At 55.9% G+C, this 25,466-nt stretch carries 28 protein-coding genes and 1 pseudogene; 9 read left to right on the forward strand and 20 right to left on the reverse strand.

Annotation, left to right across the window (positions count from 1 at the left end):
* Positions 1-4: 4 nt before the first annotated feature.
* Genes lpdA through TX82_RS11400 form a run of 7 tightly spaced genes read right to left on the reverse strand, consistent with a single transcriptional unit; the run spans position 5 to position 5,486 of the window.
* Positions 5-1,399, reverse strand: a complete 1,395-nt coding sequence (lpdA, locus tag TX82_RS11370; protein WP_005010621.1) for a dihydrolipoyl dehydrogenase — start codon at positions 1,397-1,399, stop codon at positions 5-7.
* 49 nt (positions 1,400-1,448) lie between these two features.
* A complete protein-coding gene (locus TX82_RS11375) occupies positions 1,449-1,733 on the reverse strand; it encodes a hypothetical protein (protein WP_005010623.1) in 285 nt (94 codons plus the stop codon).
* 38 nt (positions 1,734-1,771) lie between these two features.
* Complete coding sequence (locus TX82_RS11380; RefSeq protein ID WP_042251125.1) at positions 1,772-1,996, reverse strand: hypothetical protein; 225 nt, start codon at positions 1,994-1,996, stop codon at positions 1,772-1,774.
* Positions 1,997-2,050: 54 nt separating this feature from the next.
* A complete protein-coding gene (locus tag TX82_RS11385; protein WP_005010626.1) occupies positions 2,051-2,731 on the reverse strand; it encodes an MOSC domain-containing protein in 681 nt (226 codons plus the stop codon).
* Positions 2,732-2,750: 19 nt separating this feature from the next.
* Positions 2,751-3,743, reverse strand: a complete 993-nt coding sequence (gene sppA / locus TX82_RS11390; protein ID WP_005010628.1) for a signal peptide peptidase SppA — start codon at positions 3,741-3,743, stop codon at positions 2,751-2,753.
* Positions 3,736-4,662 (reverse strand): hypothetical protein, encoded by a 927-nt coding sequence (locus TX82_RS11395; RefSeq protein WP_042251129.1) that lies wholly within the window; start codon positions 4,660-4,662, stop codon positions 3,736-3,738. The genes sppA and TX82_RS11395 overlap by 8 nt, the downstream gene beginning before the upstream one ends.
* Positions 4,663-4,688: 26 nt before the next feature.
* Positions 4,689-5,486, reverse strand: coding sequence for a formylglycine-generating enzyme family protein (locus tag TX82_RS11400; RefSeq protein ID WP_042251132.1), 798 nt, complete (start codon positions 5,484-5,486; stop codon positions 4,689-4,691).
* Positions 5,487-5,654: 168 nt separating this feature from the next.
* Between TX82_RS11400 and TX82_RS11405 the strand changes: the two genes are divergently transcribed.
* The 6 genes from TX82_RS11405 to TX82_RS11430 are packed head-to-tail and all read left to right on the forward strand — an operon-like array spanning position 5,655 to position 9,453.
* Positions 5,655-6,146, forward strand: a complete 492-nt coding sequence (locus tag TX82_RS11405; protein ID WP_005010641.1) for a TRAP transporter small permease — start codon at positions 5,655-5,657, stop codon at positions 6,144-6,146.
* Complete coding sequence (locus TX82_RS11410; protein WP_005010642.1) at positions 6,143-7,417, forward strand: TRAP transporter large permease; 1,275 nt, start codon at positions 6,143-6,145, stop codon at positions 7,415-7,417. The genes TX82_RS11405 and TX82_RS11410 overlap by 4 nt, the downstream gene beginning before the upstream one ends.
* 51 nt (positions 7,418-7,468) lie before the next feature.
* A complete protein-coding gene (locus TX82_RS11415; protein WP_042252512.1) occupies positions 7,469-8,017 on the forward strand; it encodes a methylated-DNA--[protein]-cysteine S-methyltransferase in 549 nt (182 codons plus the stop codon).
* Positions 8,004-8,756: a DNA repair protein RecO gene (recO, locus tag TX82_RS11420; protein WP_005010646.1), complete on the forward strand. Its 753-nt coding sequence runs from the start codon at positions 8,004-8,006 to the stop codon at positions 8,754-8,756. The genes TX82_RS11415 and recO overlap by 14 nt, the downstream gene beginning before the upstream one ends.
* A 32-nt stretch (positions 8,757-8,788) precedes the next feature.
* Complete coding sequence (locus tag TX82_RS11425) at positions 8,789-9,172, forward strand: RidA family protein (RefSeq protein WP_042252515.1); 384 nt, start codon at positions 8,789-8,791, stop codon at positions 9,170-9,172.
* Positions 9,169-9,453: a hypothetical protein gene (locus TX82_RS11430; RefSeq protein WP_005010649.1), complete on the forward strand. Its 285-nt coding sequence runs from the start codon at positions 9,169-9,171 to the stop codon at positions 9,451-9,453. The genes TX82_RS11425 and TX82_RS11430 overlap by 4 nt, the downstream gene beginning before the upstream one ends.
* 27 nt (positions 9,454-9,480) lie before the next feature.
* On the opposite strand, the gene TX82_RS11435 is transcribed toward TX82_RS11430, so the two are convergent.
* Positions 9,481-10,863: a nucleotide sugar dehydrogenase gene (locus TX82_RS11435; protein WP_005010654.1), complete on the reverse strand. Its 1,383-nt coding sequence runs from the start codon at positions 10,861-10,863 to the stop codon at positions 9,481-9,483.
* Between the two features lie 95 nt (positions 10,864-10,958).
* Entirely contained in the window at positions 10,959-11,771 is an 813-nt protein-coding gene (locus tag TX82_RS11440) for a cytochrome c family protein (RefSeq protein ID WP_005010656.1), read from the reverse strand.
* Positions 11,772-11,909: 138 nt separating this feature from the next.
* Between TX82_RS11440 and queA the strand changes: the two genes are divergently transcribed.
* Entirely contained in the window at positions 11,910-12,950 is a 1,041-nt protein-coding gene (gene queA / locus TX82_RS11445; RefSeq protein WP_005010658.1) for a tRNA preQ1(34) S-adenosylmethionine ribosyltransferase-isomerase QueA, read from the forward strand.
* Between the two features lie 18 nt (positions 12,951-12,968).
* On the opposite strand, the gene TX82_RS11450 is transcribed toward queA, so the two are convergent.
* The 9 genes and pseudogenes from TX82_RS11450 to truA form a co-directional block, all read right to left on the reverse strand.
* A complete protein-coding gene (locus TX82_RS11450; protein ID WP_005010659.1) occupies positions 12,969-13,253 on the reverse strand; it encodes an integration host factor subunit alpha in 285 nt (94 codons plus the stop codon).
* Positions 13,254-13,745: 492 nt separating this feature from the next.
* Positions 13,746-14,060, reverse strand: a complete 315-nt coding sequence (locus TX82_RS11455) for an FtsB family cell division protein (RefSeq protein WP_005010662.1) — start codon at positions 14,058-14,060, stop codon at positions 13,746-13,748.
* A gap of 6 nt (positions 14,061-14,066) precedes the next feature.
* Positions 14,067-15,355, reverse strand: a pseudogene (gene eno / locus TX82_RS17210) (phosphopyruvate hydratase).
* A gap of 44 nt (positions 15,356-15,399) precedes the next feature.
* On the reverse strand, positions 15,400-16,689 hold the full coding sequence (gene hemL / locus TX82_RS11465; protein ID WP_005010665.1) for a glutamate-1-semialdehyde 2,1-aminomutase: 1,290 nt from the start codon (positions 16,687-16,689) through the stop codon (positions 15,400-15,402).
* Positions 16,686-17,543: an S-methyl-5'-thioadenosine phosphorylase gene (gene mtnP / locus TX82_RS11470; protein ID WP_005010668.1), complete on the reverse strand. Its 858-nt coding sequence runs from the start codon at positions 17,541-17,543 to the stop codon at positions 16,686-16,688. The genes hemL and mtnP overlap by 4 nt, the downstream gene beginning before the upstream one ends.
* Positions 17,544-17,674: 131 nt before the next feature.
* Positions 17,675-19,966, reverse strand: a complete 2,292-nt coding sequence (locus TX82_RS11475; protein ID WP_005010670.1) for a hypothetical protein — start codon at positions 19,964-19,966, stop codon at positions 17,675-17,677.
* Positions 19,967-20,099: 133 nt separating this feature from the next.
* Positions 20,100-21,110 carry an aspartate-semialdehyde dehydrogenase gene (locus TX82_RS11480; RefSeq protein ID WP_005010671.1) on the reverse strand — a complete coding sequence of 337 codons (1,011 nt, stop codon included), beginning with the start codon at positions 21,108-21,110 and terminating at the stop codon, positions 20,100-20,102.
* Positions 21,110-22,201, reverse strand: coding sequence for a 3-isopropylmalate dehydrogenase (gene leuB / locus TX82_RS11485; RefSeq protein WP_005010672.1), 1,092 nt, complete (start codon positions 22,199-22,201; stop codon positions 21,110-21,112). Before leuB ends, TX82_RS11480 begins: the two co-directional genes overlap by 1 nt.
* A gap of 68 nt (positions 22,202-22,269) precedes the next feature.
* Positions 22,270-23,046, reverse strand: coding sequence for a tRNA pseudouridine(38-40) synthase TruA (gene truA, locus TX82_RS11490; protein WP_005010674.1), 777 nt, complete (start codon positions 23,044-23,046; stop codon positions 22,270-22,272).
* A gap of 344 nt (positions 23,047-23,390) precedes the next feature.
* Here truA and TX82_RS11495 point away from each other — a divergent pair, with 344 nt between their 5' ends.
* Complete coding sequence (locus TX82_RS11495) at positions 23,391-24,278, forward strand: P-loop NTPase (RefSeq protein WP_005010678.1); 888 nt, start codon at positions 23,391-23,393, stop codon at positions 24,276-24,278.
* Positions 24,279-24,299: 21 nt separating this feature from the next.
* Entirely contained in the window at positions 24,300-24,743 is a 444-nt protein-coding gene (locus TX82_RS11500) for a PCP reductase family protein (RefSeq protein WP_005010681.1), read from the forward strand.
* Positions 24,744-24,831: 88 nt separating this feature from the next.
* On the opposite strand, the gene TX82_RS11505 is transcribed toward TX82_RS11500, so the two are convergent.
* Together TX82_RS11505 and TX82_RS11510 are read right to left on the reverse strand one after the other, a co-directional pair.
* Positions 24,832-25,188, reverse strand: a complete 357-nt coding sequence (locus tag TX82_RS11505) for a DUF971 domain-containing protein (RefSeq protein WP_144079159.1) — start codon at positions 25,186-25,188, stop codon at positions 24,832-24,834.
* A gap of 44 nt (positions 25,189-25,232) precedes the next feature.
* Positions 25,233-25,466, reverse strand: a 234-nt coding sequence (locus TX82_RS11510; protein WP_042251135.1) for a P-loop NTPase, incomplete at its 5' end; no start/stop codon positions are given.

The following is a 25,466-nucleotide window of genomic DNA, read 5'->3' on the forward strand; positions in this document are numbered from 1 at the left end:
CAGATCAACGTTTCTTCTTGAAAATGTGGGTTGGTGCTCCAAGAAAAATCTCTGCCGCTTCCATCAGTGTCTCGGAGAGCGTCGGGTGTGGATGAATGGAATGGGCCAAATCTTCCGCCGTGGCGCCCAGTTGAATTGCCAACACACCCTCAGAAATAAGTTCCCCGGCATTTGTGCCGACCAGCCCAATGCCCAGGATTTTTCCCGTTTTGGGCTCCAGGATCAACTTGGTCTGTCCGTCATTGCGGCCCAGTGTGGTGGCGCGTCCGGATGCACCCCACGGAAACTTGCACACCTCCACTTCACGGCCCTCGGCCTTGGCCTGCTCTTCGGTTAAACCGCACCAGGCGATTTCCGGATCGGTGAACACCACTGCGGGGATGACTGGATCCAGCAAATCCTGGGACTCTCCCAGGATCGTCTCCACAACACGTTTCCCCTCATATGACGCCTTGTGTGCCAGCATGGCGCCGCCGATGACATCCCCAATGGCGAAGATCGTTTGCTCCATCGTCCGCCCGCTTTTATCCACCTTCACAAAACCGCGTTTGTCGAGTTCGATGCGCGTCTTTTCCAGACCGAGGTTTTCCGTATTGGGCTGCCGGCCGATGGAAATGAGGATTTTATCAAACATTTCTTCCCTCGACTCCGATTCGCCCTTGAACGAAACCTTCAATCCCTCCTTCACCTCCTGAAGAGCTTCCAGCCGGGTTCCAAGGTGAATGGCCTCGAAATCCTTTCGAAGTTTCGCCTGGAGAACCCGGACCAAATCCCGGTCCACGCCGGGAAGCAGGCCGTCAGTCATTTCCACCACTGTGACCTTTGAACCCAGAGCGGCATACACCGTACCCATTTCCAACCCGATGTAACCCCCACCCACAATGAGCAGGCGACCGGGAATGTCTTCCACCTCCAAAGCGCTTGTGGAATCCAGAAGGCGCGGGCTGTCGATGGCGAAATCGCCGGGGACGATGGGACGGGACCCGGTAGCCAGGATGGCGTGCTCGAATTCGATGGACTCTTCTCCAACTTTCACCCGTTTGGGACTTTCAAAAACGGCGCGGCCGGGCACATATTTCACACCGCGTTGCTTGCATAATTGGGCAAGGCCCTGCGACATTTTGCCGATGACTTCATTCTTCCACTGGCGCAGGCGGTCGACATCGATTTTGGGGTCACCGAAAACCAACCCCCATTCTCGGGCCTCTTTTGTCTCGTTGACCAGACGGGCTATATGCAGGAGGGTTTTGGAAGGAATGCATCCGCGTTGCAGGCACACCCCCCCCATGCTCTTGTCATCATTGACCAGGGTTACATCGATGCCACGGTCGGCCGCATAAAAGGCAGCGGCATAACCACCGGGTCCGGCTCCAATAACCAGCAATCGTTTATCTGCCATAGTGTAATTGCCGTCTTTCTAGAATGACTCCGCAAAGTCTACCCCGCAATCATTTATGACGGCGGCGGCTGATTTGCTCCCAGGATTGAGGTTGCGCCTTATCCCGGATTTTAACCAAAGCGGCGTTGAAAATCTTTCGCGCCTCGGCCCGCGTAGTGTACGTGCCCACGATTCGGGCGATGAATTCTTTTTCCAGTGTGATATACGAGCCCATCTGCCGTCCGACTTTTTTGACGATCTGCAGGTTGCTCGGGTCCGCAGATCCTTTCGGGAGGGTTTTCTTTTCACGCTGGAATAATCCTTTTGACCGCACTGATGGTGCCGGTTCGTCCATTTTGAAAAACTCCGGCTCGGGTCGATCAGGCGGATCATTTAAAAATAAACCAAGGCAAAACCCGCATCGGTGCAGGCCAACTCGCTCACCCGCTTTTTCATGAATTCCCGAACAGCGACTTCGTCTTCCATCAAACCTTCGAAGCCAACCAAACGCCACTCATTCTCCGAGACCGCTTTAAACAGTCCCAGGTCCGCCAAGTGCAGGGATAAAGCCTTTTGCAAGGGAGGCTCCAAATCCTGCAACCACACCGCCTTCTGCAAACAGACTGACCAATGCTCCGGAGAATAAGTTTGCGGGCAGGAGGAGGTCATGATTCAGGGGGCGCCGGGCGAACCGGACACAGTGCGGGCTTCCAGCCGGGCCAGTACCGGAACAAGGCTTTTTTTCCAGCTCTCGGACAGAAGTGGATGCGCCAGCACACGCCGCATCGCTTCGAGATTGTTCCGGTCGTGGAACATGACGCGATTGCATTCATCGACGGTCAAACGTTCGGCATCTTCGTGAACAGGAAACAGACGATCCCCGGACTGGACCCATCCCTGTTTGAGAACTCGCAGGTAGTACCCGGTATAGCCGGTATCGATCACCCGGTCGGCCATGCTCTTGTCGTCAAACCGTTTACTGATATTGTGGCACGGCTGACGCGGTTGCGAACACTGGACTTCCACCTCGCCGATGCGGAACACGTCGCCAATATGAATTTCAGTTTCCCGCAGGTTCTCGATGGTGAAGTTTTCGCCGAAGAACCCCGGCGGCACCTCTTGCATGGACACTTTCCACCAGTAATCAAGATGCTCGTTCGACAACACGCAGACCGCCTTGTCCGGTCCGCGGTGATGCACCAGATCCGCGCTGGCATCGCCTTCCAATCCCATGAAATCGAGAAACACCGGACCCTTCACAGGGTCCTTGAAAATGCCGGACCGGAACGCTTTTCCGCCACCGTAGGTTCCGGTGCGAGGCTGGCCGACATTGATGGAAAGGATGGTATGCATAAAAAGGCTTCCTCGCGCGTCAGGGAATCCATAAATACAAAAACTGCGGCTCCGGGCTTTTAGGCAGAAAATTGAGGTCAAAATTCACCATGTTGATCGATGGAGCCTTGATCAGGGAATACACATTATCCTTGTACTCCCCGGCGCGGTAGTAGGTGACCAGTTGAAAGTCCCGCAGGGCCAGATCCTTTTGAATCAGCTTGCGCGTGTCGTCGAGGTACCCGACATGATCGATCAGCTTTGCATCCAGTGCCTGGCGTGCGGTGAACACGCGTCCGTCGGCAAGTTTCCGCACCTGGGCTTCAGTGAGGTGACGCCGGCTTCTGGTGATCACTTCAACGAAACGATCGTGCATGTCGTCAATCGCTGCCTGAAACAGTTTACGTTCTTCCTCCGTAAGCGGACGAAACGGCGACAGGAAATCCTTCTTGTCACCGGACTTGACCACCTCAAAGTCGACGCCCACTTTTTCCATCAAGCCCTTCAGGTTCATCTTCAGTGTTATGACACCGATGCTCCCGGTGATCGAGGTAGGATGGGCGATGATGGTATCCGCAGCCTGTGCCACGTAATACCCTCCGGATGCCGCGAGATCCATCACCTGGGCATATACCTTGACATTGTTCTTTTCCTTGAACGCCTTGATCTCGTGATACAGGATGTCGCTGGAGGTCACGGTGCCGCCGGGGCTGTTGATGCTGAGGAGGATGGCCCGCACGTCGTTGTCCTTTTCCGCCTTGTCCAGCGCTTCCCGGATACGTGCCACCATCCCCTCTTCCTCCCGCGGAGACAGTACGCTGGAGACCCTCTGATTGGAAATGACCCCGCTGACCTCAACCAGCAATACCTTGGTTCGGCCCTCTCCGGAAAGCACCTTCTCCTTGAGCGGGGATGGCGGAGGGATGAGGTGTATCTCGAAAACCGTACATCCGGTAAGATAGAGGGCCAAGATCAAGGCGAGTCCTGCTTTAAAAATGCTACGGATTCGATGGCCGTTACCCGTATCAGGCATGATGTTGTCCTCTCACAAGAGCGTATTCGTACACGGCTTTAAAACAGGCCGCCTCCGGTTTCCATTCATGGCGGCCGGTGTCAAAAAACGATTCCACTTTCCTGTATAGTTTGTTGGCCAACTCGGAATTCAAATACTCATCAGGAACCAGAGCGTATTCCAGCAGGTAGTTGGTATTGATGACAAGGTCGCGAAGAGCCATGGTTTCCCGCGCCACCACCATTTTGTGTCCCTTGCGTGCGCTTGCCGAGTCGATGTTTTTAGGGCCACCGCTCTGCAGGCTGTGTGCGATGCGTTTCAACGCTTCCTTCACATCTTCAATCCGGGATTGAAGCTCCGAATCGGATGCTGCTTCCTTCAAGCGCAACTGGATTTTCTGCAAGGGATCAATCAGGTTCAGTTCGTGCAGAAAACCCTCATTCAGATCATACATTCTACACAACTCGGAAATGGGAAGCTTGCCGGAGGCGGAAGTTTCCGTTTCCAGCGCCTCCATGCATTTCTGGAGTTGCGTCTCCAGGTTATCAGTAAACTTGGCCCGTGTTTTTTCCAGGCGCTCTTCAAACTCCGCCTCCTCCCCCAGCTTTTTGAAATCCTGCCGGCACTCCTTCTCCAGTTTTTCAAACAACAGGTCGGCTTCGGAGTTGATGTAGCTGAGCAGGCGGAGTTTGCGCTCCGGCCCCATGGACTGAACGAACTTCGAACGCACTTCTTTCTCCACACGGACGAGTTCCCGCGGCATGAGGCGGAACATCTTGTCGAAACTGTCGTAAAACGCACGCCAGCGCTCGATGGTGTGTTTCTTGTTGCTGGTGGTGTACTTGATGTTGATGTTCTTGATGCGGACCGTATTTTCCTGCATCAGGGAAACCAGCTTGTCACGCATCAGCGTGTCGATTTTTTCATCCACATTATCCATAGGTATTTCACACCGATTTTGATCACTCAGGGGTTTGGCGAAGCCGACCGGGCACAACGACAACCGATTCCGTAAAAATCCTTGGCGTCATCGAACCCGTACCGGCGGGACGACCTCATGTAGTCGGGAAGGCTGTTCCAGGCACCCCCGCGGATGACACGATACGTCCCCGATTCCGGGCCGCGAGGGTTGTTGTCATCGCCGGCCGAATAGTAGGATTTATCATACCAATCGTACACCCATTCGGCAATATTCCCCGCCATGTCGTGGACACCCTCCGGGGTCTGCCCAGCTTTCAGGGAACCCACTTCGTGAAGGACTTCGCCTTTATGAATGAAACAGCATTTTCCGAAATTGGCCCTCTCCGGGGTGGGCGGCATTTCGCCCCACGGATAGGTCCGACCTTCCAGCCCGGCAGCGGCGCGTTCCCATTCCGCCTCCGTCGGCAGGCGCTTGCCACGCCAGAGGCAGTAATTGCGGCACCGCTGCCAGGTGAGGCCGATCACGGGCTTGTCCATCATATCGGGGCGCGGTTCCCGTCCCCACCAGCCGGTGATGGTCGGGTGCTCTTCGGGGTGTACCTCCAGATACGCTGCAAAATCACCTCCCGTAACCTCGAACCGGTCCAGCCAAAAGGCATCGAGGTGCACCTTGTGGCGCGGCGTTTCATCCTTCAGCCCCTTGTCAGGCTCGCGGCCCATCCAGAACTCCCCGGCAGGGAAGAGGACCATCTCCGATGCAGTGTCCTCGCCTGCGAAACCGGAACCGGGAACCGGTAATACCATTAACGTCGAGGCTACCAGACTGAAAAAAATGCGATACATCCTCAAATACCCCTGTTACCAATTCTCGGGAGGCTCCCATTAAATGATTGAGCCGGTAGAGCAAAGCCTTTATTATACATAACTGTACCAGTTCGCTCCCGGGAAACTAAAGCCCTTCTCCCAGGCGAACCGAAAACGGCATTCTACCCCTGTCACTGACCGTCTGACATGCGAACCGTCCGCCAATTCGATGATCTCCTCGCCCGCGCCGAGACGGCTGTACTGATCCTGCTGCTGACTCTCATGGTCCTGCTTTCCTTCGGACAGGTGGTCCTGCGCAATGCAATGGGCACGGGGATTTTGTGGGGGGACACCCTGCTTCGGCAACTGGTGCTGTGGGTGGGGTTTCTGGGCGCTTCGCTCGCGGTTCGCGAGCGCAAACACATCGCCATCGATTTTCTGCCCCATTTCCTGAACGACTTCTGGAAGAAGATCAACCACATCGGCGTGGACCTGGTGACCGCCGTCATCAGTGCCTTTCTCGCGCTGGCAGCGTGGAATTTCATGATCTTCGAAAAAGAAGGCGGCTCCACCCTGTTTCTGGACATTCCCGTGTGGCTGTTCCAGACCATCCTGCCCTTCAGTTTCGCCCTCATTTCACTCCGCCTGGCTCTCCGGGTGGTGAACGAAATCGCCAGTTTCCGGACACCCGCCGAATGACCCTACTGATTGTTGCCGCAATCCTGTTATTAACGCTGCTGGGGACGCCGCTGTACGCGGTGATCGGCCTCGCCGCCCTGCTGTCGTTCCATTTTGCGGAGATCGATTCGGCGGCGGTGTTCATCGAACTCTACCGCGTAGCCAGCGCGCCGACCCTGCTGGCCATTCCACTGTTCACCTTCGCCGGATTCATTCTCGCTGAAAGCCGGACGCCGCAGAGACTGACGCGTCTCACGCAGGCCCTGCTAGGGGGCGTTCCGGGAGGGCTGCCCTGGGTGGTGCTGGTGGCGTGCGCGTTTTTCACCGCCTTCACCGGCGCGTCAGGCGTTACCATCATCGCGCTGGGCGGCCTGTTGTATCCGCTCATGCTCAAGGAAATGTACGGCAAAAACTTTTCGCTCGGGTTGATGACCTCGTCGGGAAGCCTGGGCCTGCTGTTCCCTCCTTCTTTGCCTCTCATCCTGTACGGCCTGGTGGCGAAGGTGAACATAGACCAGTTGTTTCTGGCGGGTGTGGTGCCGGGTGTACTGATGATCATCATCCTCGCCGTATACAGCATGGCGCAGAGCAAACGGTTTGGGATCGAAAGAACCCCCTTCAACTGGCATGAAACGAAACGCGCGGTGCGCGAGGCGGCGTGGGAGATCCCCCTCCCCTTCCTCGTGCTGTATGGTATCTACGGAGGCATCTTCACCGTGACCGAAGCCGCAGCTGTGACGGTGGTGTACGTGGTGGCGGTTGAGTGCTTCGTGTACCGGGACATCCATCCCATCCGCGACATGCCCGAGATCATGAAAAAAAGCATGGTGCTTGTTGGGGCCATCCTCATCATCCTGGGCACGGCGATGGGCTTCACCAGCTACCTGGTTGACGAGCAGGTGCCCATGCAACTGCTGGGATTCATGAAGGATTACATCGACGACCAGTTGACCTTCCTCATAGTACTCAACCTGTTTCTTTTGATCGTCGGGTGCATGATGGACATCTTCTCAGCCATCATTGTGGTGGTGCCCCTGATCGTGCCAATCGCACAGAATTTCGGCGTGGATATGGTGCACTTGGGAATCATTTTTCTGGTCAACCTGGAGATCGGTTACTCCACGCCGCCGGTAGGGCTCAACCTGTTCATCGCCAGTTCCCGCTTTGAGGAGCCCGTGGTGCGCCTGTACAAGGCCACCCTGCCGTTTCTCGGTCTCAGGCTGATGGGCCTGATGGCGGTCACGTATTTTCCCCTGCTCAGCCTGTTCCTGCCCAACCTGTTCGGAAGCTAGCGTGTTACAATGGCCTCCGTTGGCTACCTTGTGCGGAAAGGACACTCCACCATGCAACCCATTCGAAAACATCAACGCATCGAAACCGATTCCCTTTTTTATGCGTCGATGGACAGCCCGATTGGCATTCTCGGCATTGCCTCCACCCATAAAGGCGTGTGCAACATCCGCACGGCGCAGAAAAGCGAGCGGCAGTTCGTGGGCTACCTGGAGGACGTGTACATTGCCCGGCCAGTTGCGGATTCCAGACGGCTGAAGCCCGTATTGGATCAGTTGGAAGGGTACTTTAAAGGAGAGGTCACAGAGTTTGACTGTGACCTGGACATTTCCTGCGGCACGCCGTTTCAACGGAAAGTGTGGAGGCAGCTGATGACCATCCCTTTCGGGGAGACACGCAGCTACGGCTGGCTGGCGGAAAAACTCGATAACCCCAATGCCAGCCGCGCCGTGGGCAACGCCAATGGCAAAAACCCGGTACCCGTCATCATTCCCTGCCACCGTGTGATCCATGCCGACGGAGGAATGGGCGGCTACACCGGGGGCCTGCATATCAAGGAATTTCTTTTGGACCTGGAAACCCACACCCATGCCGCTGTATAGAACGCAGGCCGTTGTCTTGCGCAGCATGAACCTGGGCGACGCTGACAAGATCGTCACCCTGTTCACCCGGGAGTACGGCAAGGTGAAGGTCGTCGCCAAGGCGGCCCGGCGCATCAAAAGCCGATTCGGCGCGTGCCTGGAACCGATGACCCACCTGTCGCTCATCTATTTTGGCAAGGAGCATCAGGACCTCTACCGCCTCAACCAGTGTGACATCGTGCACTCCTTCCAGAAAGTGCGGGAGCACCCCCAGAAGTTTTACACCGGCATTTACTTCGTCGAGTTGTCGGAGAGCCTCGTAGCGGAAGCACATCCGGAAATTCCAACCTTCGACCTGCTGTGCAAGGCCCTGCGCAAGGTGGAGGGCGAAGGCGACCTGGAAACGTTGTGCCGCCTGTACGAAATGCGGATCATGGCGCTGGCGGGATACACACCGCGTCTGAAGCGGTGCATTCAATGCCGGGAGGAGCCGCGGTCCCGCTGGGTGGGCTTCAGCTACACACGGCACGGCATTCTGTGCGCGGTTTGCCAGGACCAGACGGTGCTGGAGGCCCGTATCCAGAACGGCACCCTCAATTACCTGCGAAAGCTCCTGACACTGGATATCCAGCACACCGACCGATTAAAAATTCCCAAAGGGAGTGAAGCGGAGATCGAGTCCATCACCCACCGCCTCATTCTGGCGCGGTTGGGAAGGGAGTTGAAATCCTATCCCTTTATCAAGAAAATGGCGGTTTGATTCCGCACACCCTGTTACTGAAAGCGAGAACCATGGAAAAACAAGCCATTCACACCGAGGACGCCCCGGCGGCCATCGGCCCGTACCAGCAGGCCATCCGCGCCGGGCAGTTTGTGTTCACCTCCGGCCAGATTGCGCTCGACCCGAAGTCGGGCGAGTTCCTGTCCGGGGAAATAGAAGAAGAAACCGAGCGGACCCTGGAAAACATTGGCGCCATATTGAAAGCCGCGGGACTGGGATTCGAGAATGTGGTGAAGGCGAACGTCTACCTTGCCGACATGAACCATTTCGCCCGAATGAACGGTGTGTACGAAAAATATTTCGCCACCGGGAAACCGGCGCGGGCCTGTGTGCAGGTTGCGGCCTTACCCAAAGGAGCGAAGGTGGAAATCGATGTCATCGCCCAGGCAGGTTGAAAGAGATTCAATCCAATGGCAAAAAAAAGAAACAGGATTTGAAGGGCCAGATCAACTTCTACAAGGCCATGGCGGTGCTGGGAGTGATCATTGCCGGAATGTTCGTTTATATGTTGTTGGACTCGGCTCCGCACTTGAGCAAACGGGATTTTCACGATCCCCGGGCCAAGGCCGCCCAGTGCCTGAACTGCCACACCGGGCAGGCAAGCAATATCCCCATCATGCCGCACCGAAGAATGGAAGACTGCACCTTCTGTCACACGCCGGACAAGGCCGGGTGAGGTCCCCACCCGATCCCCCTTGTCAACTCATTCAAAGTGCTCCCGTGCCGGTTTGCCAACACCGTACACGTTGAACCCGATATCGAACAGGGCATCGTGGTCGAGGTGATTTCGCCCATCGAAAATGAATGCGGGTTTTTCCATAAGGTCGTGGATTTTCCGATAATCCAGGTTCCGGTACTGGTTCCATTCCGTCAACAGGGCAATGGCATGCGCGCCCTTCACCGCCTGGTAAGGATCCTCCAGGTAATCGATTTCACCCGGGATGCCCTCCATATCTTTTTTAGCATTGGGAAGGGCATGTGGATCGGTGATACTGAGCCAAGCCCGTTCCTCGAGCAACGCACGGCAGATATGAATGGCCGGTGCATCCCGGGTATCGCCGGTGTCCGGCTTGAAGGCAAACCCGAAGACGGCGATTTTCTTGCCGACGATGGAATTGAACATGGCGTTGACCATCCGCTGAACAAACCTCTGCATCTGGAAATCGTTGATGTCAACCACCTTCTGCCAGAACTCGGCCACCGGATGAAGGCCATAATGCTCGCACAGGTAAATGAGGTTTAGCAGGTCCTTGCGAAAGCAGGAGCCGCCAAAACCGATTCCGGCATTCAGGAACTTGGCCCCGATACGCGTGTCCATGCCGATGGCATGACCCACCTGCGTCACATCCGCTTCCGTCTGTTCGCACAGGGCGGAAATGCTGTTGATCGACGAAATGCGCTGGGCGAGGAAGGCGTTGGCCACCAGTTTCGACAGCTCGCTGCTCCATAAATTGGTGGTCAGGACCCGTTCCTTGGGCACCCAGTGCCCGTAAATGCGGGTGAGCTCATCACGGGCTTGGCGACCCTGCGGGGTATCCATGGACCCGATCAGGATACGATCCGGTTCCTCCATGTCACGAATGGCGGTGCCTTCCGCCATGAACTCCGGGTTGGACAGGATCTCGAAATGGATGCTGTTGTTACCGGAGTGCAGAATTCGTCTGAGTGTCTCCGCAGCCCGAACGGGGATGGTGCTTTTTTCAACGACAATTTTGTCGGACCTGGAAATTTCCTTGATGCGTCGCGCGGTCTGTTCAATAAACTGCAAATCCACCGCCCGCCCGGCCCCCTCACCGTAGGTCTTGGTCGGTGTGTTGACGGTGACAAAGATGATATCAGCCTCGCCGATTTCCTTATCGACTTCGGTAGAGAAAAACAGGTTGCGTCCCCGGCATTGGACGACACGTTCGTACAGGCCAGGTTCGTAAATGGGCAGTTGATCCGAGTTCCACAGGGCTATTTTTTCCTGCGAAATGTCCACCACTGTCACCTTGTAATCCGGACAGTGATGAGCAATGACGGCCATGGTCGGCCCTCCCACATAGCCGGCCCCGATGCACACGATTTTTTTGACGAAATCCCCCATAGCAGGCTCCCACCGTTGGACATAAAAAAAAGGGAGGCCGGTTCGTTGCCGAACCGGCACTCCCTGATAGTATAACGGCGAAATTCGCCAAATGGTTATTTATAGTAGATTTTGCCCTTCTTGTAATTGAAGGCCCGTCCACCTTTCAGGAAGCGCAGTTTGCCTTTGTGAATCTTCCAGTTTTCGATGACGATGCCTTTTTCTTCAGAGGGGCCTTTTTCCTTCGCCCGGTCTTTTACCTTGCCGTCCTTCACGATGTTCTGGTCGGCGTTATCTTCGGTGATGAACTTAGCGAAGGGATGAACGTTGGCCAGAGCCGCTTCCAGATCGACCTTTTCGCCCTTATGCGGATTCTGCTTGTGGCCGTGGCAGCGATTGCACACGTTCTTGTAATCCCAGCGGAGGCCATACTTCTCTGTTTCCGCTTTCTTGAAATCACCCTTGGTGTTTTTCATCACAACGCGGAATTGAGAACCACCGGCAACCGAGTGGCACATCTCGCAACCCACTTGCTCCAGATTGGGCTCGGTCGGGTCGATTCGGGTGCTAACATCGCGGCCTTTGAATTTTGTTCCGGGGGGTATGAATCCACCACGCTGACGGTAGCCGGTAGTGTGGCAGAACAGGCAGGCCGGATCGGCAGTGTAGTCTTTTTCCGGATCAAGGCCGTCTCTTTTCTTGGCATCGGCGGCATTGCCCGCCTTCAGCAAATCAAAGGCTTTACCATGGGGTGAATTCTTCCAAGCCTGGTAATAGGGATCGTGACAGCTCCCATCGCACTTCGTGGCACCCACGAATTTAGGTCGCTTGGGGACCTTTTTCTTGGCGGCGTCGGCCGTGTCGGAGTAACCCAGAAAAAGGCATAAGGTCAGAAATAGATATCCGAACGATTTAAAAACATTAGCCATTGTTGTCACCCTGATGTTTGGCAGTTTCGGTTAGCACTCCATTTTAAACGTCCGCGCAGGATATAATAAACGCCCAGTCAGGTCAATACGAATTTCCTGCCCCCAAACGATCAAAAATCTGATAATACAATAGATTTCATGGATATATCTGATTTCGATTTTCACCTGCCGGAAGAATTGATTGCGCAGACCCCCACTGAAAAAAGGGATGCTTCCCGCCTAATGGTGGTGAACCGCATCACTGGAAAAATTGAGCACATGATGTTCCCCCACATCACGGAATTTCTGACTGACCGCCCCCTTCTGGTTTTCAACAACACCCGCGTGCTCCCGGCCAAACTGGAAGGACACCGCACCGATAACGGCAAGCCGGTGGAGTGGCTTCTGGCCCGCAAGGTGGAATCCGGCTCATGGCTTGTTCTGACACGCGGACTGTCCAAGCTCAAGCCCGGTCAAACGTTCCGGTTTGGAAATGGATTGAGTGCCGTGTTTGAGGGGGTAGAGGAGGCAATGGCCCAGGTGCGGTTTTCCAGTGAAGAACTATTGAAAACCACTCTGAACCAGATAGGCCGGATGCCCCTTCCGCATTACATCAAGCGCTCAGGGGGGCTGGGAGAGAAAATGGATTCCCTGGACCGGGAACGTTACCAGACGGTGTTTGCTGAAGAGGCCGGGGCGATTGCCGCACCCACCGCAGGCCTGCATTTCACGCCCGAGTTGATGAGTTTATTGAAAGAGAAAGCGGAATTGAGTTTTCTAACCCTTCATGTAGGCCCGGGAACATTCCAGCCTCTGCGAACAAACAAGGTGGTGGAGCATCAAATGAAGGAGGAGTTTTACCGGATTCCCTCGTCTACCTGGAACCAAATTCACCAGGCCAGAGCCGAGGGACGGCCCGTTTTCGCGGTGGGTACAACCAGCACCCGTGTACTGGAGTCGGTCAATTTCGATACAGCGACAGAAAAGGACGTAGAAGGCTGGACGAACCGGTTTTTATATCCCGGCCAAATCTTTCGCAACGTTGACCGGTTGCTCACAAACTTCCACCTGCCCCGTTCCACCCTGTATTTGCTGGTCTGCGCCTTTGCCGGGAAACCCCTGATGGATCAGGCGTACAGGGAAGCCATAACGAGAAAGTACCGTTTTTTCAGTTACGGGGACGCCATGCTGATTCTGTGACACGGCTGCCGTCGCCAGTCAATTTTCCTGACTGTTGACAGCCTGCTTGAAGTGCTTCCCGGATTTGAAACGAACCACTTTACGGGCGGAAATTTCAGCTTCTTCACCGGTTTTAGGGTTGCGCCCCATGCGCTTGGTCTTGGACTTGACCTGGAAGGTTCCAAAACGCCGCAAGATCACAGGTTCACCCTGCCCCAAAGATTCCTTTATAAGCTTGATTACGGTTTCCACCGCTTCTTCAGCTTTGGCCCGGGACAGGCTCGCTTCCTGAGATACATGGTTGATAATATCTTGCTTGGTCATGCTCCCTCCTTCAGTTCACGAAAATGAAAATGATATAAGCCCATTTATCAGGCATTTTCACCTGTTTTCCGCCCCTCATGGCTATGCATCGTTGGGTATCCCGCAAATTCAGCTCCACCTGTGCAGCCACACCGGGAGGACCCGCCAAGGTGCCGGATTTGCCAACCAAGCCTCAATCGAACTTGATGTACTGCCCTATCGACACGGACACCCTGACTCTTGAATCTGCTTGTTACCCAAAGAGGAATGAATCTACTTTACCATTTATTTCAAAATAATCAATAGGTTATTACACTAATTCCGAAACCGGTTTGGCTCAAACTTTGCAAAAACGAAACTTCCTTCCATAAATAAAAACTTGAGGCATTAATTACACTTTTAAATATGGGGTTTATAAGCACTTCCCAAGAATTAACTTGAGCTCTTGCGAGGCACCAAATTCGTTATAAATGGTTTGAAATCAAACGTTAAGAAATTTGCTGCTGCATGAATTCAGGGTTTATCGGGGTGGGGTACAATCCGGTAAACCGTTTCTCCGGGGCGAACCAGATTTAATTTTTCGCGGGCGACCCGCTCTACCGCCAGCGGGTCCTTTTTGAGGGCTTCGATTTCCTTCTGCAATCCTTTGTTTTCCTGAACCAGAGAGGCATTTCCCTGCTTCAGTTTCTCTAGATCATCATTGAAATTAAATACGGTCATCACACCATCGTCGCTGAATACCGCGACCCCGACCATAATGGCAAACAGCAAAAGGCTGAGCCCTATCGTAGCCTGGATTTTATTGAGCGGTTTCGTTTTGATGGCCATGGAACACTACATCCCCAGATTATAGAACACCTCGCGACCCTTGAACACGGCCGCCGGGCCAAGCATGTCTTCAATGCGCAACAATTGATTGTACTTCGCCACGCGGTCGGTACGACACAGCGACCCAGTCTTGATCTGGCCGGAATTCACACCCACCGAAATGTCGGCGATGGTGGTGTCCTCCGTCTCACCGGAGCGATGTGAAATAACCGCGGTGTACCCGGCCCGTTTCGCCATCTCCACGGCTTCCAGCGTTTCCGTCAGCGTTCCGATCTGGTTCACCTTGATGAGAATCGAATTGCATACCCCTTCCTGAATGCCCTTCTTCAGGATTTTCGTATTGGTGACGAACAGGTCGTCCCCCACCAGTTGGGTGGTGTTGCCGACTTTTTTGGTGAGCTTCTCCCAGCCCTTCCAGTCGTTTTCAGCCAGCCCGTCCTCGATGCTGACGATCGGGTACTTCTTCACCAGTTTAGCCAGGTAATCGACCATCTCGTCGGAAGTGAGTTTGGATTTTTTCTCCGCTTCCAGAACATATTTTTATTCTTGTAGAGTTCGCTTGCCGCCACGTCGAGCGCGAGAAGAATGTCCTTGCCTTCCTTGTATCCGGCGCTCTTGATCGCCGCCAGCAGGACCTCGATGGCCTCGGCATTGGATTTGAGGTTGGGTGCAAAGCCGCCTTCGTCGCCCACGGCCGTGTTGTATTTTTTCTTTTTGAGCACGGCTTTCAGGTGATGGAACACTTCAGTCCCCATTTGCAGGGCCTGGTGAAAGCTGTTGGCGCCGACGGGCATGATCATGAATTCCTGGATATCGACGTTGTTGTCGGCGTGCGCTCCGCCGTTCAGCACGTTCATCATCGGTACCGGAAGCTCGCACGCATTGCTCCCGCCGATGTAGCTGAACAGGGGGACGTCCAGATCGTTTGCCGCGGCGTGTGCCACCGCCAGCGACACGCCGAGGATGGCGTTCGCACCCAGTTTGCCCTTGTTCGCGGTGCCGTCCATTTCGATCATGATGCGGTCGATCAACCGCTGTTCCGTCACCTCGATACCCACCAGTTCCGGTGCGATCTTGGTGTTGATGTTCTTGACCGCCTTCTGCACGCCCTTGCCCATGTATGTTTTCTTGTCGCCGTCGCGAAGCTCCAGCGCCTCGCGCGATCCAGTGGACGCACCGGATGGCACCGCCGCGCGGCCCATGAGCCCCTCTTCCAGAAAAACATCCACTTCCACCGTCGGGTTCCCCCGTGAGTCCAGAATCTGCCTTGCCTGAATACCAACGATTTCGCTCATGATTCTCCTCTTTGTCCCCTCAAAACATTCAGCATGTATATTGATCAACCCTTCGCCGTTTTCAGGGCGTCACGGTTGGCTTCGATCGTCTGCTCGATTTCCTCTTCCGTATGGACGGCGGACATGAATCCCGCCTCGAACTGAGAGCAGGCTATGTAGATTCCCGCTTCCAGCATGGCGTTGAAATAGCGTTTGAAAAACTCAAGGTCGCAGGTGGAAACGGTTTCGAAATCCACCACCTCTTCATCCGTGAAAAACATGGAGAACATCGAACCCACCCGGGTGAAGAATGCAGGCACGCCCGCCTCTTCCGCATTTTTGCGGAAGCCATCGCAAAGGCGTTGGCTTTTCGCCTCCAAACTCTCATACACTCCCTTGGCGGAAAGCAGGTTCAGCATCTCCAGTCCCGCGGCCATCGCAAGGGGGTTGCCGGAAAGCGTCCCCGCCTGGTACACCGAACCCACCGGTGCGATATGATCCATGAACTCCTTCTTGCCGCCGTAGGCACCCACCGGCAGGCCGCCGCCGATGATCTTGCCCAGCGTGGTCAGGTCCGGCGTGATACCGTACAACTTCTGTGCGCCGCCCAGCCCCACGCGAAACCCGCTGATGACTTCGTCGAAAATCAACAAAGCGCCGTGCTGCCTCGTGACGTCACGGAGCGTTTGCAGAAAACCTTCTTTCGGTGGGACAACCCCCATGTTGCCGGCGATCGGCTCGACGATCAGACATGCGATCTCGCTCCCCATCTTGTCGAACAGTTCGACCACCGCATCGCCATTGTTGTAGGGCAGGGTCAATGTGTTCTTCGCCAGGTCTTCGATGACGCCCGGGCAGTCCGGGATTCCCAACGACATCAGCCCGGAACCGGACTTGACCAGCAGGCTGTCGCCGTGACCGTGAAAGTTGCCCTCGAATTTGACAATCTTGTCGCGCTTGGTGTAGCCGCGCGCCAGGCGGATGGCGCTCATCGTCGCCTCTGTACCCGAACTCACCATACGCACCCCTTCGATCGAGGGCACGCAGTCGATGACCTTCTTCGCCATCTCGATTTCAAGTTCCGTCGGCGCGCCGAAACTGGTGCCGTTCTCCGCCGCCCGTTTTACCGCCTCGACAATCTGCGGGTGCGCGTGGCCGAAGATGAGCGGCCCCCAGGAAGCGTTGTAGTCGATGAACTCATTGCCATCCACATCCCACAACCGTGAGCCTTTGGCTTTCTGGATAAACAGGGGGTGGCCGCCAACGGCCTTGAATGCCCTGACAGGGCTGTTAACACCGCCGGGGATGTAGCGTTGCGCTTCTTCAAACAGGGATTCGGATTTCTTGCGGTTCATAATTTTCCAAACAGGGGTTCGAGGTCTCGTTTTCGTTGATCGGGAATTTTAGTGGGATCGGTGACGATGGCTTTGGTTGCCGCCTCGCCGCATTCGCACTGACGTTCAAGGACGGAAAGCGTCACCACTTCCTTGAGGATTGTCTGCGCCAGTTCGACGTTGTTGTGCATGATCTCCAGCACCTGCTCCAACGTCACTGGTTCCTCCTCAATGTGCCAGCAGTCGTAGTCCGTGGCGAGGGCAACGGTAACATAACAAATGCCCGCCTCGCGTGCCAGTTTCGCTTCAGTAACATTGGTCATGCCGATCACTTCCACGCCCCAGCTGCGGTACACGTTCGACTCGGCCCGCGTGGAAAACTGCGGTCCCTCAATGCACACATAGGTCTCCCCTGGGTGCACCACGGCGCCTGCTTTCTGGCTTGCTTCCAGCACCTTGCCGTGCATGTCGTCACAAATGGGGTCGGCCAGGCTGACGTGACCGACGATCCCGTCGGTGAAGAAGGTGCCGATGCGCCGGTGCGTGCGGTCGATAAACTGGTCGGGAAGAACGATGTGCCCGGGGGCGATCTCTTCTTTCATGCTGCCCACGGCGCTGACCGACACGATGCGCTCCACGCCGAGTTTTTTCATGGCAAAGATGTTGGCCCGGTAATTGATCTCTGATGGAGGGATGCGGTGACCGACTCCATGGCGCGGCAGGAATGCGAGTTTCGTGCCCGCAAGCTCCCCGATCACCACCGGATCCGAAGGCGCACCATAGGGTGTATCCACGGCAATTTCCTTTTCCACCTTGAGGTCCTTCATGTTGTACAGGCCGCTGCCGCCGATCACGCCGAGAATGTTTGCCGCCATCGATTGTCCTTTCTTCCTGGGATAGGAAAGTTACGGTTCCGGTAAAAACGAATGTTGTAGCAGGGTGGACGTGGAAGTTAAAGAGGAAATGACCCGGGCCCCCTCCCCTGTTTGTGCATCAAGGGCCCGGGTCACTCCTCCGTGTCCTCTTTCAGGTTTTGCGAAACGCGCTCCGCCTTCTTGAGAAGAAACTTGAGCTCGGCCATGCGGTCCTCCGTGGAATCGAGAAGATTGGACTCCTGTTTCAGGTTCTCGATCTTCGCCATGATATCGGCAGACAGAGCATGAAGTTCACTCAGGCGCACTTCCAACGATTCGAGGTCGCGAACCCGGTTGTCTAAAGCTTCCACCTGCTCGCGACTCTCATTTACCGTGCGGGTAAGATCGTTGACGTGCGTCAGCGCATCATCCAGATTTTGCTTTTCGAGGTCAAGCCGTTCGCGCTCGGATTGCACCTCGCCGATGTGCGCCTCCAACTGCGAAAGGTTTTCCTGCACCTCACGCACATTCGATACATGACCGGCCACCGATTCCGCCCGCGTTTCAAACTCCGCGAGCCTGTCTTCCAAATGACGCGACCGCTTCTCCGCGCGAACCATGTTCGCTTCTTTCTCTTCCAGTTCCGTCTGACGCCGTTGCAGGTCTTTCAAAGTACGGTCGATGGCGTCGAGATTCTCGTCGGTGGCGGCAACGGCCTTCTGCCGCTCGTCGATAGCGACAAGCTTTGAGTCAAGGTCGGCGACGGCCGCATCGAGACTGGATTTCAGCGCGTCCATTTTTTCCACCTTCTCCTGCGATGCATCGACGTCTTTCACCCGTTTATCGAGATCCTTCTCCAGCGCGGTCATCGTGTATACGAGATGATTGAGACGTTTCTCCCGTTCTTCCCAGTCCGTTTTCTCCTGGCTGGCGTGCTCGATGCGCGACTCAATGCTGTCGGCCAACTCCTTCAGTCGCGCCAGCCGCCCTTCCATTTCTTCCAGTTGACCGATCTGCCGGTTGAGACTGCCGGTTTTGACGTTGGCCTCTTCGATGAAGAACTCGAGACCGTCGATTTTTTTCTCCAGCTTTTCGATCAGCGCCTTTCTCTGCAACTGGGCTTCGAGTTTCTCCTCCATGTTGTGGATCATGGAGGAAAGATCGTTCACCCGTTTTTCAACCTCATTCAGCCAGTCGCGTTTTTCCAGAATCGTCTCCAGTCGTTTCTCCGCTTCCTCGCCGAGTTCTTTATTCCGGACAAAGGTGTCCTCAATCGAAGAAGCGTCTTTCAACTCCTCGCGGAAGCGTTCGATACGCCGTTCGGTTTCCTGCGCCGTGTCCTCGAATGATTTAAGTTGATCGGCAAAGGTGTCGAGCTTCCCCGCTTCGGTTTGCAGGCTTTCCAGTTTGTTGTGGATGGTGGATTCGAGCAGGGACTGGAGCGCGCCAATCTTCTCCTCCAGCTTGTGGACTTCGGCCTTGTCCTCGTGCAGTTGTACCAGCTGGATTTTGACCTTGTCGGCCATCGCCTCCAACTCTTCCATGCGGGCCCCGACTTCACGGATGCGCTCCGCTTTTTCGCTGATGCGGTCGGCCTCGACGTGCAGGTCGACGGTTTCCTTGAGCAGGCGATCCACCGTCTCCTGCACAGTTTGGATCTGCTCGCGTTGCGCCAGCACCCTGTCGGTTTCGAGTTTGGCCTGGCTCAATTGCTGTTTTACGTCCCCCAGCCCGCGCAGGTAATGGCCCACCACCTCGCGGTCTTTTTTCACCGTAGCGAAGCGGTGGTCGAGGTCCTTGACCAGGGTTTTGAGATCACCGACACGGCCGGACGACTCCTTCATCGTCGTGCGGAATCGCGTCACCTCCTCCACCTGCCCACCCGCCTTGTTCAGCAGGGATTCGATCTTGGCGACGCGTTTTTCCGCATCGCGCAGTTTCCCGCTGTCTTCTTTCAGCTTGTTGATCTTGCTTTCCATATCCCACACCAGCGCGTTCAGCCGTCCGGCTTCCTCGTTGGCCTTCTCGGCGGTGCGTTTCTGCTGGCTGAGGGACTTGGTTCTCTGCTCAACTTCATCATGCATCGCACGCACGTTCTTGAGATCCTGCTTGAGTTCCTTGAACTGGACCTCCAGCGTCGAGGCGGTGGACTCGAACTTGCCGATCGACCCCTCAAGCGTCTGCATCTCTTTCAGGCGCTTTTGCAGAGTGTCGAGTTTTTTGAATGTGTCGGGAAGGGATTGATTGAATTTTTCGAAATACTGTTTCGTGTCGGAGAATTTGCCGACGTTGTTCTCAAAGTAGTCGAGCAGGAGTTGCAGGTTTTTACGCTCCTGCGCCGCCGTCTGGAGCAATTGCGAAAGTTCGGCGGAGTCGGCGGGGCGCCACTCGGAGCCGCGGGCATTCGGATCGCGCGGCAAATCTTCGGCTGATTGGTCCGGCATGAATCAAATCTCCGAGGTGCCGACGGGGAGCCGGCAATTCGTAAGTATATGTATTTTAATTATTTTTGGAGATTTGTAAAGGCCGGGAAGAGTCCGGAGGGGAAAAAGTGCGCCTGCCGTGGTAAGGGGGGGGTCAGCGGATCAGGGCTTCCGCAATCTGCACGGCGTTCAACGCCGCGCCTTTTCTCAGGTTGTCGGCCACCACCCACAGGTTGAGAGCCTTCGGGTTGGCGAGGTCCTTGCGAATACGCCCGACCATCACTTCGTCCCGCCCGGCGGCATCGATGGCGAGGGGATATTCGTTTTTCTCCGGCGCATCGACCACGCTGACACCGGGGAAGGCGGACAGCACGCGGCGCACCTCGGCGACATCGATCTCCTCATCGGTCTCGACATAAATCGACTCCGAATGCGAATACATCACCGGCACCCGCACCGTGGTGGGCGTGACGTGGATGCTGTCGTCACCCATGATCTTACGGGTCTCGTTTACCATCTTCATTTCTTCCTTGGTGTAGCCGTTGTCAAGAAACGTGTCGATGTGCGGCAGGCAGTTGAACGCGATCTGGTGCGGATAGACATTTTTCACCAGTGGTTCGCAGTTGAGCGCGCTTTTACTCTGGTGCGTCAACTCGTCAATAGCTTTTTGCCCGGACCCCGAGACCGACTGGTAGGTGGAAACGATGACCCGCCGAACGCGGAAACGGTCATGAAGAGGTTTGAGCGCTACCACCATCTGGATGGTCGAGCAGTTGGGGTTGGCGATGATTCCCGGCTCACTGCCGATGGCGTCGGGATTCACCTCCGGCACCACCAGCGGGATACCCGGCTCCATGCGGAAGGCACTGCTGTTGTCGATGACGACGCACCCGACCTCCACCGCTTTCGGTCCGAACTGCCTGCTGGTCGAGGCTCCCGCCGAAAACAGCGCGATGTCAATGTCCTGGAATGAATCGTTTTTCAATTCCTGCACAGTGACGGGTTTGCCGTGGAATGGGAGTTCGCTTCCCGCTGAACGACTGGATGCGAGCAGACGCAATTCCGCCACCGGAAACTTGCGTTCCTCCAGAGTGGCGATCATGGTGCGGCCCACGGCCCCCGTGGCGCCCACCACCGCAACGTTGTAAGCTTCTTTTTTCTGCATTACAGTTTCTTCTCCAGAGCCTGCACGACGAGGTCGCCCATCTCCTTGCAACCCACTTCTTTCATGCCCTTCGACATGATGTCTTTCGTACGGTACCCCGCTTCCAAAATCGATTCAACCACGTTTTCGAGAGCGGTGTTGACGTCCTCGCGGTCTAGCGAATACTTGAACATCATGCCCACCGACAGGATGGTGGCCAGCGGATTGGCCATGTCTTTTCCGGCGATGTCCGGGGCGCTTCCGTGGATCGGCTCGTACATCGCGGTCTTCCCGCCAAGGCTGGCTGACGGCAACATGCCGATCGACCCGGTGAGCATGCTGGCCTCGTCGCTCAAAATGTCGCCGAACATGTTGGTGGTGACGATAACGTCGAACTGCTTCGGGTTGCGCACCAACTGCATGGCGGCGTTGTCCACGTACATGTGCGACAACTCCACTCCGCTGAATTCTTTCTTATGAAGGTCCGTCACCACCTCGCGCCACAGGCCGGTGGCCTCCAGCACGTTGGCCTTGTCCACGGAGCAGACTTTCTTGTTGCGCTTGAGGGCAACGTCGAAGGCCACTTTGGCGATGCGGACGATTTCGCTTTCCGTATAGACCAGCGTGTTGGTGCCGCGCCGTTCGCCGCCCTGAAGCGTCACCACCCCGCGCGGTTCGCCGAAATAAATGCCGCCGGTGAGCTCCCGCACCACGAGGATGTCGAGCCCTTCCACCACCTCCGGCTTGAGCGTCGAGGCCTCTGTTAGCGCGCGGAACACCTTGGCCGGGCGCAGATTGGCGAACAGATTGAGTTCCGAGCGCAGGCCCAGAAGAGCCCGCTCGGGTCGAAGAGAAAAGTCGATGGTTTCCCATTGGGGACCGCCCACCGCGCCGAGCAGGACCGCATCCGCTTCCTTTGCCGCCTCCAGCGTTTCACCGGGCAGGGGGTGTCCCGTTGCTTCGTACCCAGCGCCGCCGACGGGTTTTTCATTCAAATTCAATTTGAGGCCGAGGCGCGTCTCCACCACCCGGAGGACTTTCACCGCTTCAGCGGTCACTTCGGGGCCGATGCCGTCGCCCGGCAGAACCGCAATCGTGTATTCCTGACTCATACCTGTCGCCACCTTTCAAATTTAAAACGAAGCATTATACCCGAAAACCTGCGGCGGTCGAAAGCCGATCACTTTTTTTTGGAAACCTTGCAGCGTTTGGCCTTGGGCTTGTCGTAAAACACCTCGACCAGGCAGAGCCCCCGCGCCGGGGCGGTGGGTCCGGCCTTTTTCCGGTCGCGTGCCTTGAGAATGGCTTTAATGTCGTCGGGTTCGATACGCCCGTAGCCGACCTCGATCAGCGTGCCGACGAGGTTGCGCACCATGTGTTTCAGAAAACCACTGCCGTCAACGGAGAACTCGATCCAGTCACCGCGCTTTTTGATGGAGAGATCGTGGATTTCCCGTACCGCGCTTTTGGCCTCGCACCCCGCCCCCTGAAACGACTTGAAATTGTGTTTGCCCACCAGATGCCGGGCCGCCTTGCGCATGGCCGTAACCTTGAGCGGCTGGGCGACGTAGTGCGCCTGCCTGCAACGCAGGGCGGACGGGTAGTCCCGGTTGAGCAAAGTGTAGCGGTAGATCTTGCGCTTGGCGGATTTGCGCGCGTGGAAATCCGAGTCCACCTCCTCCACCGCCCGCACCACGATGTCGTGCGGCAGGAGGCTGTTGAGCGCTTTCAGGAACTGGCGCGGCGTCATGTTCGACGCCGTGTTGAAATGCGCCACCTGCCCTTCCGCGTGCACGCCGGAATCCGTGCGCCCGGAACCGACCACCGGGGTCTTTTTGCCGGTGATGGTCTCCAGCCGTTTCTCCAGCACTTCCTGGATGGTGATCCCGTTCGGCTGATACTGCCAGCCGTGGTACTGACTGCCTTCGTATTCGAGGAGGAGTTTGATGCGGCGCATGGGGGGATATTACATGAAAAAAAATCGCGGCGGTCGCGGACCGTCGCGATTTTTATCCATTGTGCTCCGCCTTGGCGAAGCGTCCACGTTTATACGTGGATCATGAATGGTTGGGTTTGGCTTTCTGGCGCGGTGGACTCATGGCTCCTCTTGACCCTCCCGATGGATTGGACCATTTCTCACAACACTAATATAGTCCCTCATTACAGCCCCGCAAGAGGGCAAAAGGCTGAAATCCGGAGGGGAAACTAATTCTTTCCAATCGGGGGCAAATTCTATAAGATAGGGGCCATCGGACGCAACAGCCAGATACTCGAATCGATTCAAATCAAAGGAGTTTCAGGATGAAAACGTACAACGACCTGGCTTCTGACGGCGGCTCCAACATTGTGGAGCAGGTGGTCAGCCAGCAGCAGAAACTGCGCGCCAGGATGGATAAAATAAAACACAAGGTTTGCCTGATGAGCGGCAAGGGCGGCGTCGGTAAAAGCTCCATCACCGCCAACGTGGCGGCGTGCCTGGCCCAACGCGGCCACAAGGTGGGTATTCTGGACGCAGATCTCAACGGCCCCAGTGTCGCCAAACTCCTGGGCGTGCCCAATGACGCCAAATTGAACGTCGAGGACGAAGGCGTGAATCCGGGAGAGGGCGCGCTGGGCATCAAGATCATGTCCATGGACATGCTGTTGCCAAGCGCCGACGCACCGGTCATGTGGACGGAAGACGAGAAAGCCAGCGCCGTGTGGGTGAGCACCATGGAATCGACCGCCCTGCAGGAGCTGTTGCGCGACACCATCTGGGGTGAACTGGATTATCTGTTGATCGACATGCCGCCGGGCAGCGACCGCATCGACAACATCCGCGACCTGATCCCGGAACTGGCGGGCGTGGTGGAGATCACCATCCCCTCCCCCATTTCCCAGCACATCGTGTCGAAGTCGATCACCAAGAATTCAAAACTGAAAGTACCGATCATCGGGCTGGTGGAAAACATGGCCACCTACGTGTGCCCGCATTGCAACGAAGAAGGCACCCTGTTCGAGGGCCAGAACGTCGAGGAGTTGGCCAAGACGAAGGGTATCCCCTTCCTGGGCCGGGTCCCCTTTGACAGCCGGGTTTCGAAGGAGTCCGGGAAAAACAAACTGTTTGTTACCGAGTACCCCGATTCGATTACCGGCCAAGCGCTCGGCGCTGTCGTCGATGGCATCGAGAAATTCATTCAATCGAAATAAAACAAGTTAAGGAGAGGACCCATGAAGTTCCTTTGCATTCCCTGCGACGAGCAGATGGAAACTCAAAAAGATGGTCTCTTGATGACCGATGACAGCAAGAACATCGCTCTCAAGTTCAAATGCAAAAAGTGCGGGCATATGATCGCCATGCTGACCAATAAATTCGAGACGGAGTTCGTGAGCAAACTTGGCGTGGAAGCAGGCGGCGCTTCTGAGTTCGGCAAAACGCCGTTCGGCATGGTGGGCAGTTCGCTGGCCGGAGGCAAGGAAGAGCTCAAGAAAGCCGAGCCCAGCGACGAAGGCGACGTCGAGTGGACGCAGGAAGCAAAAGACCGCATCCAGAAGGTCCCCTTCTTCGTACGCGGCATGGCCAAGAAGACCGTCATCAACTTCGCCAAGTCCAAGGGCATCAAGGTGATTGACGCGGCCCTGATGGACGAGGTACGCGACAAGGTGGGCATGTAACACAGCGCACACTGCGAACAAAAAACAACGGGCCGGCCTTAACAGGCCGACCCGTTTTTTATTTGGAATTGCTTGAAGCGTTACAGAATCACGCCGCGTTCTGTGTCTTACATTCCCCGCACTGGCACAATCGCCGCAACAATTCATACGGGTAAAGCCCCGTGCTGTGGCCGTCGTTCCAGTCGAACTGCAAGGCATAAAGCCCCACCGCCTTGATCTTGAGGGGACGAATGGTGTCCGGAATCATGCCCGGTTTGATTTTCTTTTCACCCGTCCATTCGTCGATGCAGTGCGCGCACGGACATTTTTCGCGGAGCAACTTCACCGGATACACCGATTCGTGTCCATCCGGCCAGGTGATTCCCAGCGTGGATTCGTCCACCTGCTTCACATCGCTGGGAGTCATTTCACTCTCTTCCATTTTTTTCTTTGGCTCTTCGCTCATACCCATTCCGGTTTCAGGTTTCTATTGTGCTCAGCTTGAAGACGTCACGCTTTCCAGGCCAGTTCGAAACTGGAATCGATTTTCTTTTCCGCACTCGCCTGGTTGATGCTGATCTGCGCCGCGACTTTTCCCGCCAATTCCTTATAGGCTAAAGAGGCCGGAGAGTCGGGATTGCTCAGGAGGATCGGCACGCCCGTATCGCCCCCGGCAACCACATCCGGAATGAGGGGAATGTCACCCAGGAAAGGCACCTTGGAATCGTCGGCCAGCTTCTGCCC

Source organism: Nitrospina gracilis 3/211 (assembly GCF_000341545.2).
Taxonomy (GTDB): domain Bacteria; phylum Nitrospinota; class Nitrospinia; order Nitrospinales; family Nitrospinaceae; genus Nitrospina; species Nitrospina gracilis.

Bases quoted from the DNA above. Each gene is read 5' to 3' on its own strand.
- lpdA (WP_005010621.1), bottom strand. From the start codon at position 1,399: ATGGCAGATAAACGATTGCTGGTTATTGGAGCCGGACCCGGTGGTTAT.
- TX82_RS11375 (WP_005010623.1), bottom strand. From the start codon at position 1,733: ATGGACGAACCGGCACCATCAGTGCGGTCAAAAGGATTATTCCAGCGT.
- TX82_RS11385 (WP_005010626.1), bottom strand. From the start codon at position 2,731: ATGCATACCATCCTTTCCATCAATGTCGGCCAGCCTCGCACCGGAACC.
- sppA (WP_005010628.1), bottom strand. From the start codon at position 3,743: ATGCCTGATACGGGTAACGGCCATCGAATCCGTAGCATTTTTAAAGCA.
- TX82_RS11395 (WP_042251129.1), bottom strand. From the start codon at position 4,662: ATGGATAATGTGGATGAAAAAATCGACACGCTGATGCGTGACAAGCTG.
- TX82_RS11400 (WP_042251132.1), bottom strand. From the start codon at position 5,486: ATGTATCGCATTTTTTTCAGTCTGGTAGCCTCGACGTTAATGGTATTA.
- TX82_RS11405 (WP_005010641.1), top strand. From the start codon at position 5,655: ATGCGAACCGTCCGCCAATTCGATGATCTCCTCGCCCGCGCCGAGACG.
- TX82_RS11410 (WP_005010642.1), top strand. From the start codon at position 6,143: ATGACCCTACTGATTGTTGCCGCAATCCTGTTATTAACGCTGCTGGGG.
- TX82_RS11415 (WP_042252512.1), top strand. From the start codon at position 7,469: ATGCAACCCATTCGAAAACATCAACGCATCGAAACCGATTCCCTTTTT.
- recO (WP_005010646.1), top strand. From the start codon at position 8,004: ATGCCGCTGTATAGAACGCAGGCCGTTGTCTTGCGCAGCATGAACCTG.
- TX82_RS11425 (WP_042252515.1), top strand. From the start codon at position 8,789: ATGGAAAAACAAGCCATTCACACCGAGGACGCCCCGGCGGCCATCGGC.
- TX82_RS11435 (WP_005010654.1), bottom strand. From the start codon at position 10,863: ATGGGGGATTTCGTCAAAAAAATCGTGTGCATCGGGGCCGGCTATGTG.
- TX82_RS11440 (WP_005010656.1), bottom strand. From the start codon at position 11,771: ATGGCTAATGTTTTTAAATCGTTCGGATATCTATTTCTGACCTTATGC.
- queA (WP_005010658.1), top strand. From the start codon at position 11,910: ATGGATATATCTGATTTCGATTTTCACCTGCCGGAAGAATTGATTGCG.
- TX82_RS11450 (WP_005010659.1), bottom strand. From the start codon at position 13,253: ATGACCAAGCAAGATATTATCAACCATGTATCTCAGGAAGCGAGCCTG.
- TX82_RS11455 (WP_005010662.1), bottom strand. From the start codon at position 14,060: ATGGCCATCAAAACGAAACCGCTCAATAAAATCCAGGCTACGATAGGG.
- hemL (WP_005010665.1), bottom strand. From the start codon at position 16,689: ATGAACCGCAAGAAATCCGAATCCCTGTTTGAAGAAGCGCAACGCTAC.
- mtnP (WP_005010668.1), bottom strand. From the start codon at position 17,543: ATGGCGGCAAACATTCTCGGCGTGATCGGCGGCAGCGGCCTGTACAAC.
- TX82_RS11475 (WP_005010670.1), bottom strand. From the start codon at position 19,966: ATGCCGGACCAATCAGCCGAAGATTTGCCGCGCGATCCGAATGCCCGC.
- TX82_RS11480 (WP_005010671.1), bottom strand. From the start codon at position 21,110: ATGCAGAAAAAAGAAGCTTACAACGTTGCGGTGGTGGGCGCCACGGGG.
- leuB (WP_005010672.1), bottom strand. From the start codon at position 22,201: ATGAGTCAGGAATACACGATTGCGGTTCTGCCGGGCGACGGCATCGGC.
- truA (WP_005010674.1), bottom strand. From the start codon at position 23,046: ATGCGCCGCATCAAACTCCTCCTCGAATACGAAGGCAGTCAGTACCAC.
- TX82_RS11495 (WP_005010678.1), top strand. From the start codon at position 23,391: ATGAAAACGTACAACGACCTGGCTTCTGACGGCGGCTCCAACATTGTG.
- TX82_RS11500 (WP_005010681.1), top strand. From the start codon at position 24,300: ATGAAGTTCCTTTGCATTCCCTGCGACGAGCAGATGGAAACTCAAAAA.
- TX82_RS11505 (WP_144079159.1), bottom strand. From the start codon at position 25,188: ATGAGCGAAGAGCCAAAGAAAAAAATGGAAGAGAGTGAAATGACTCCC.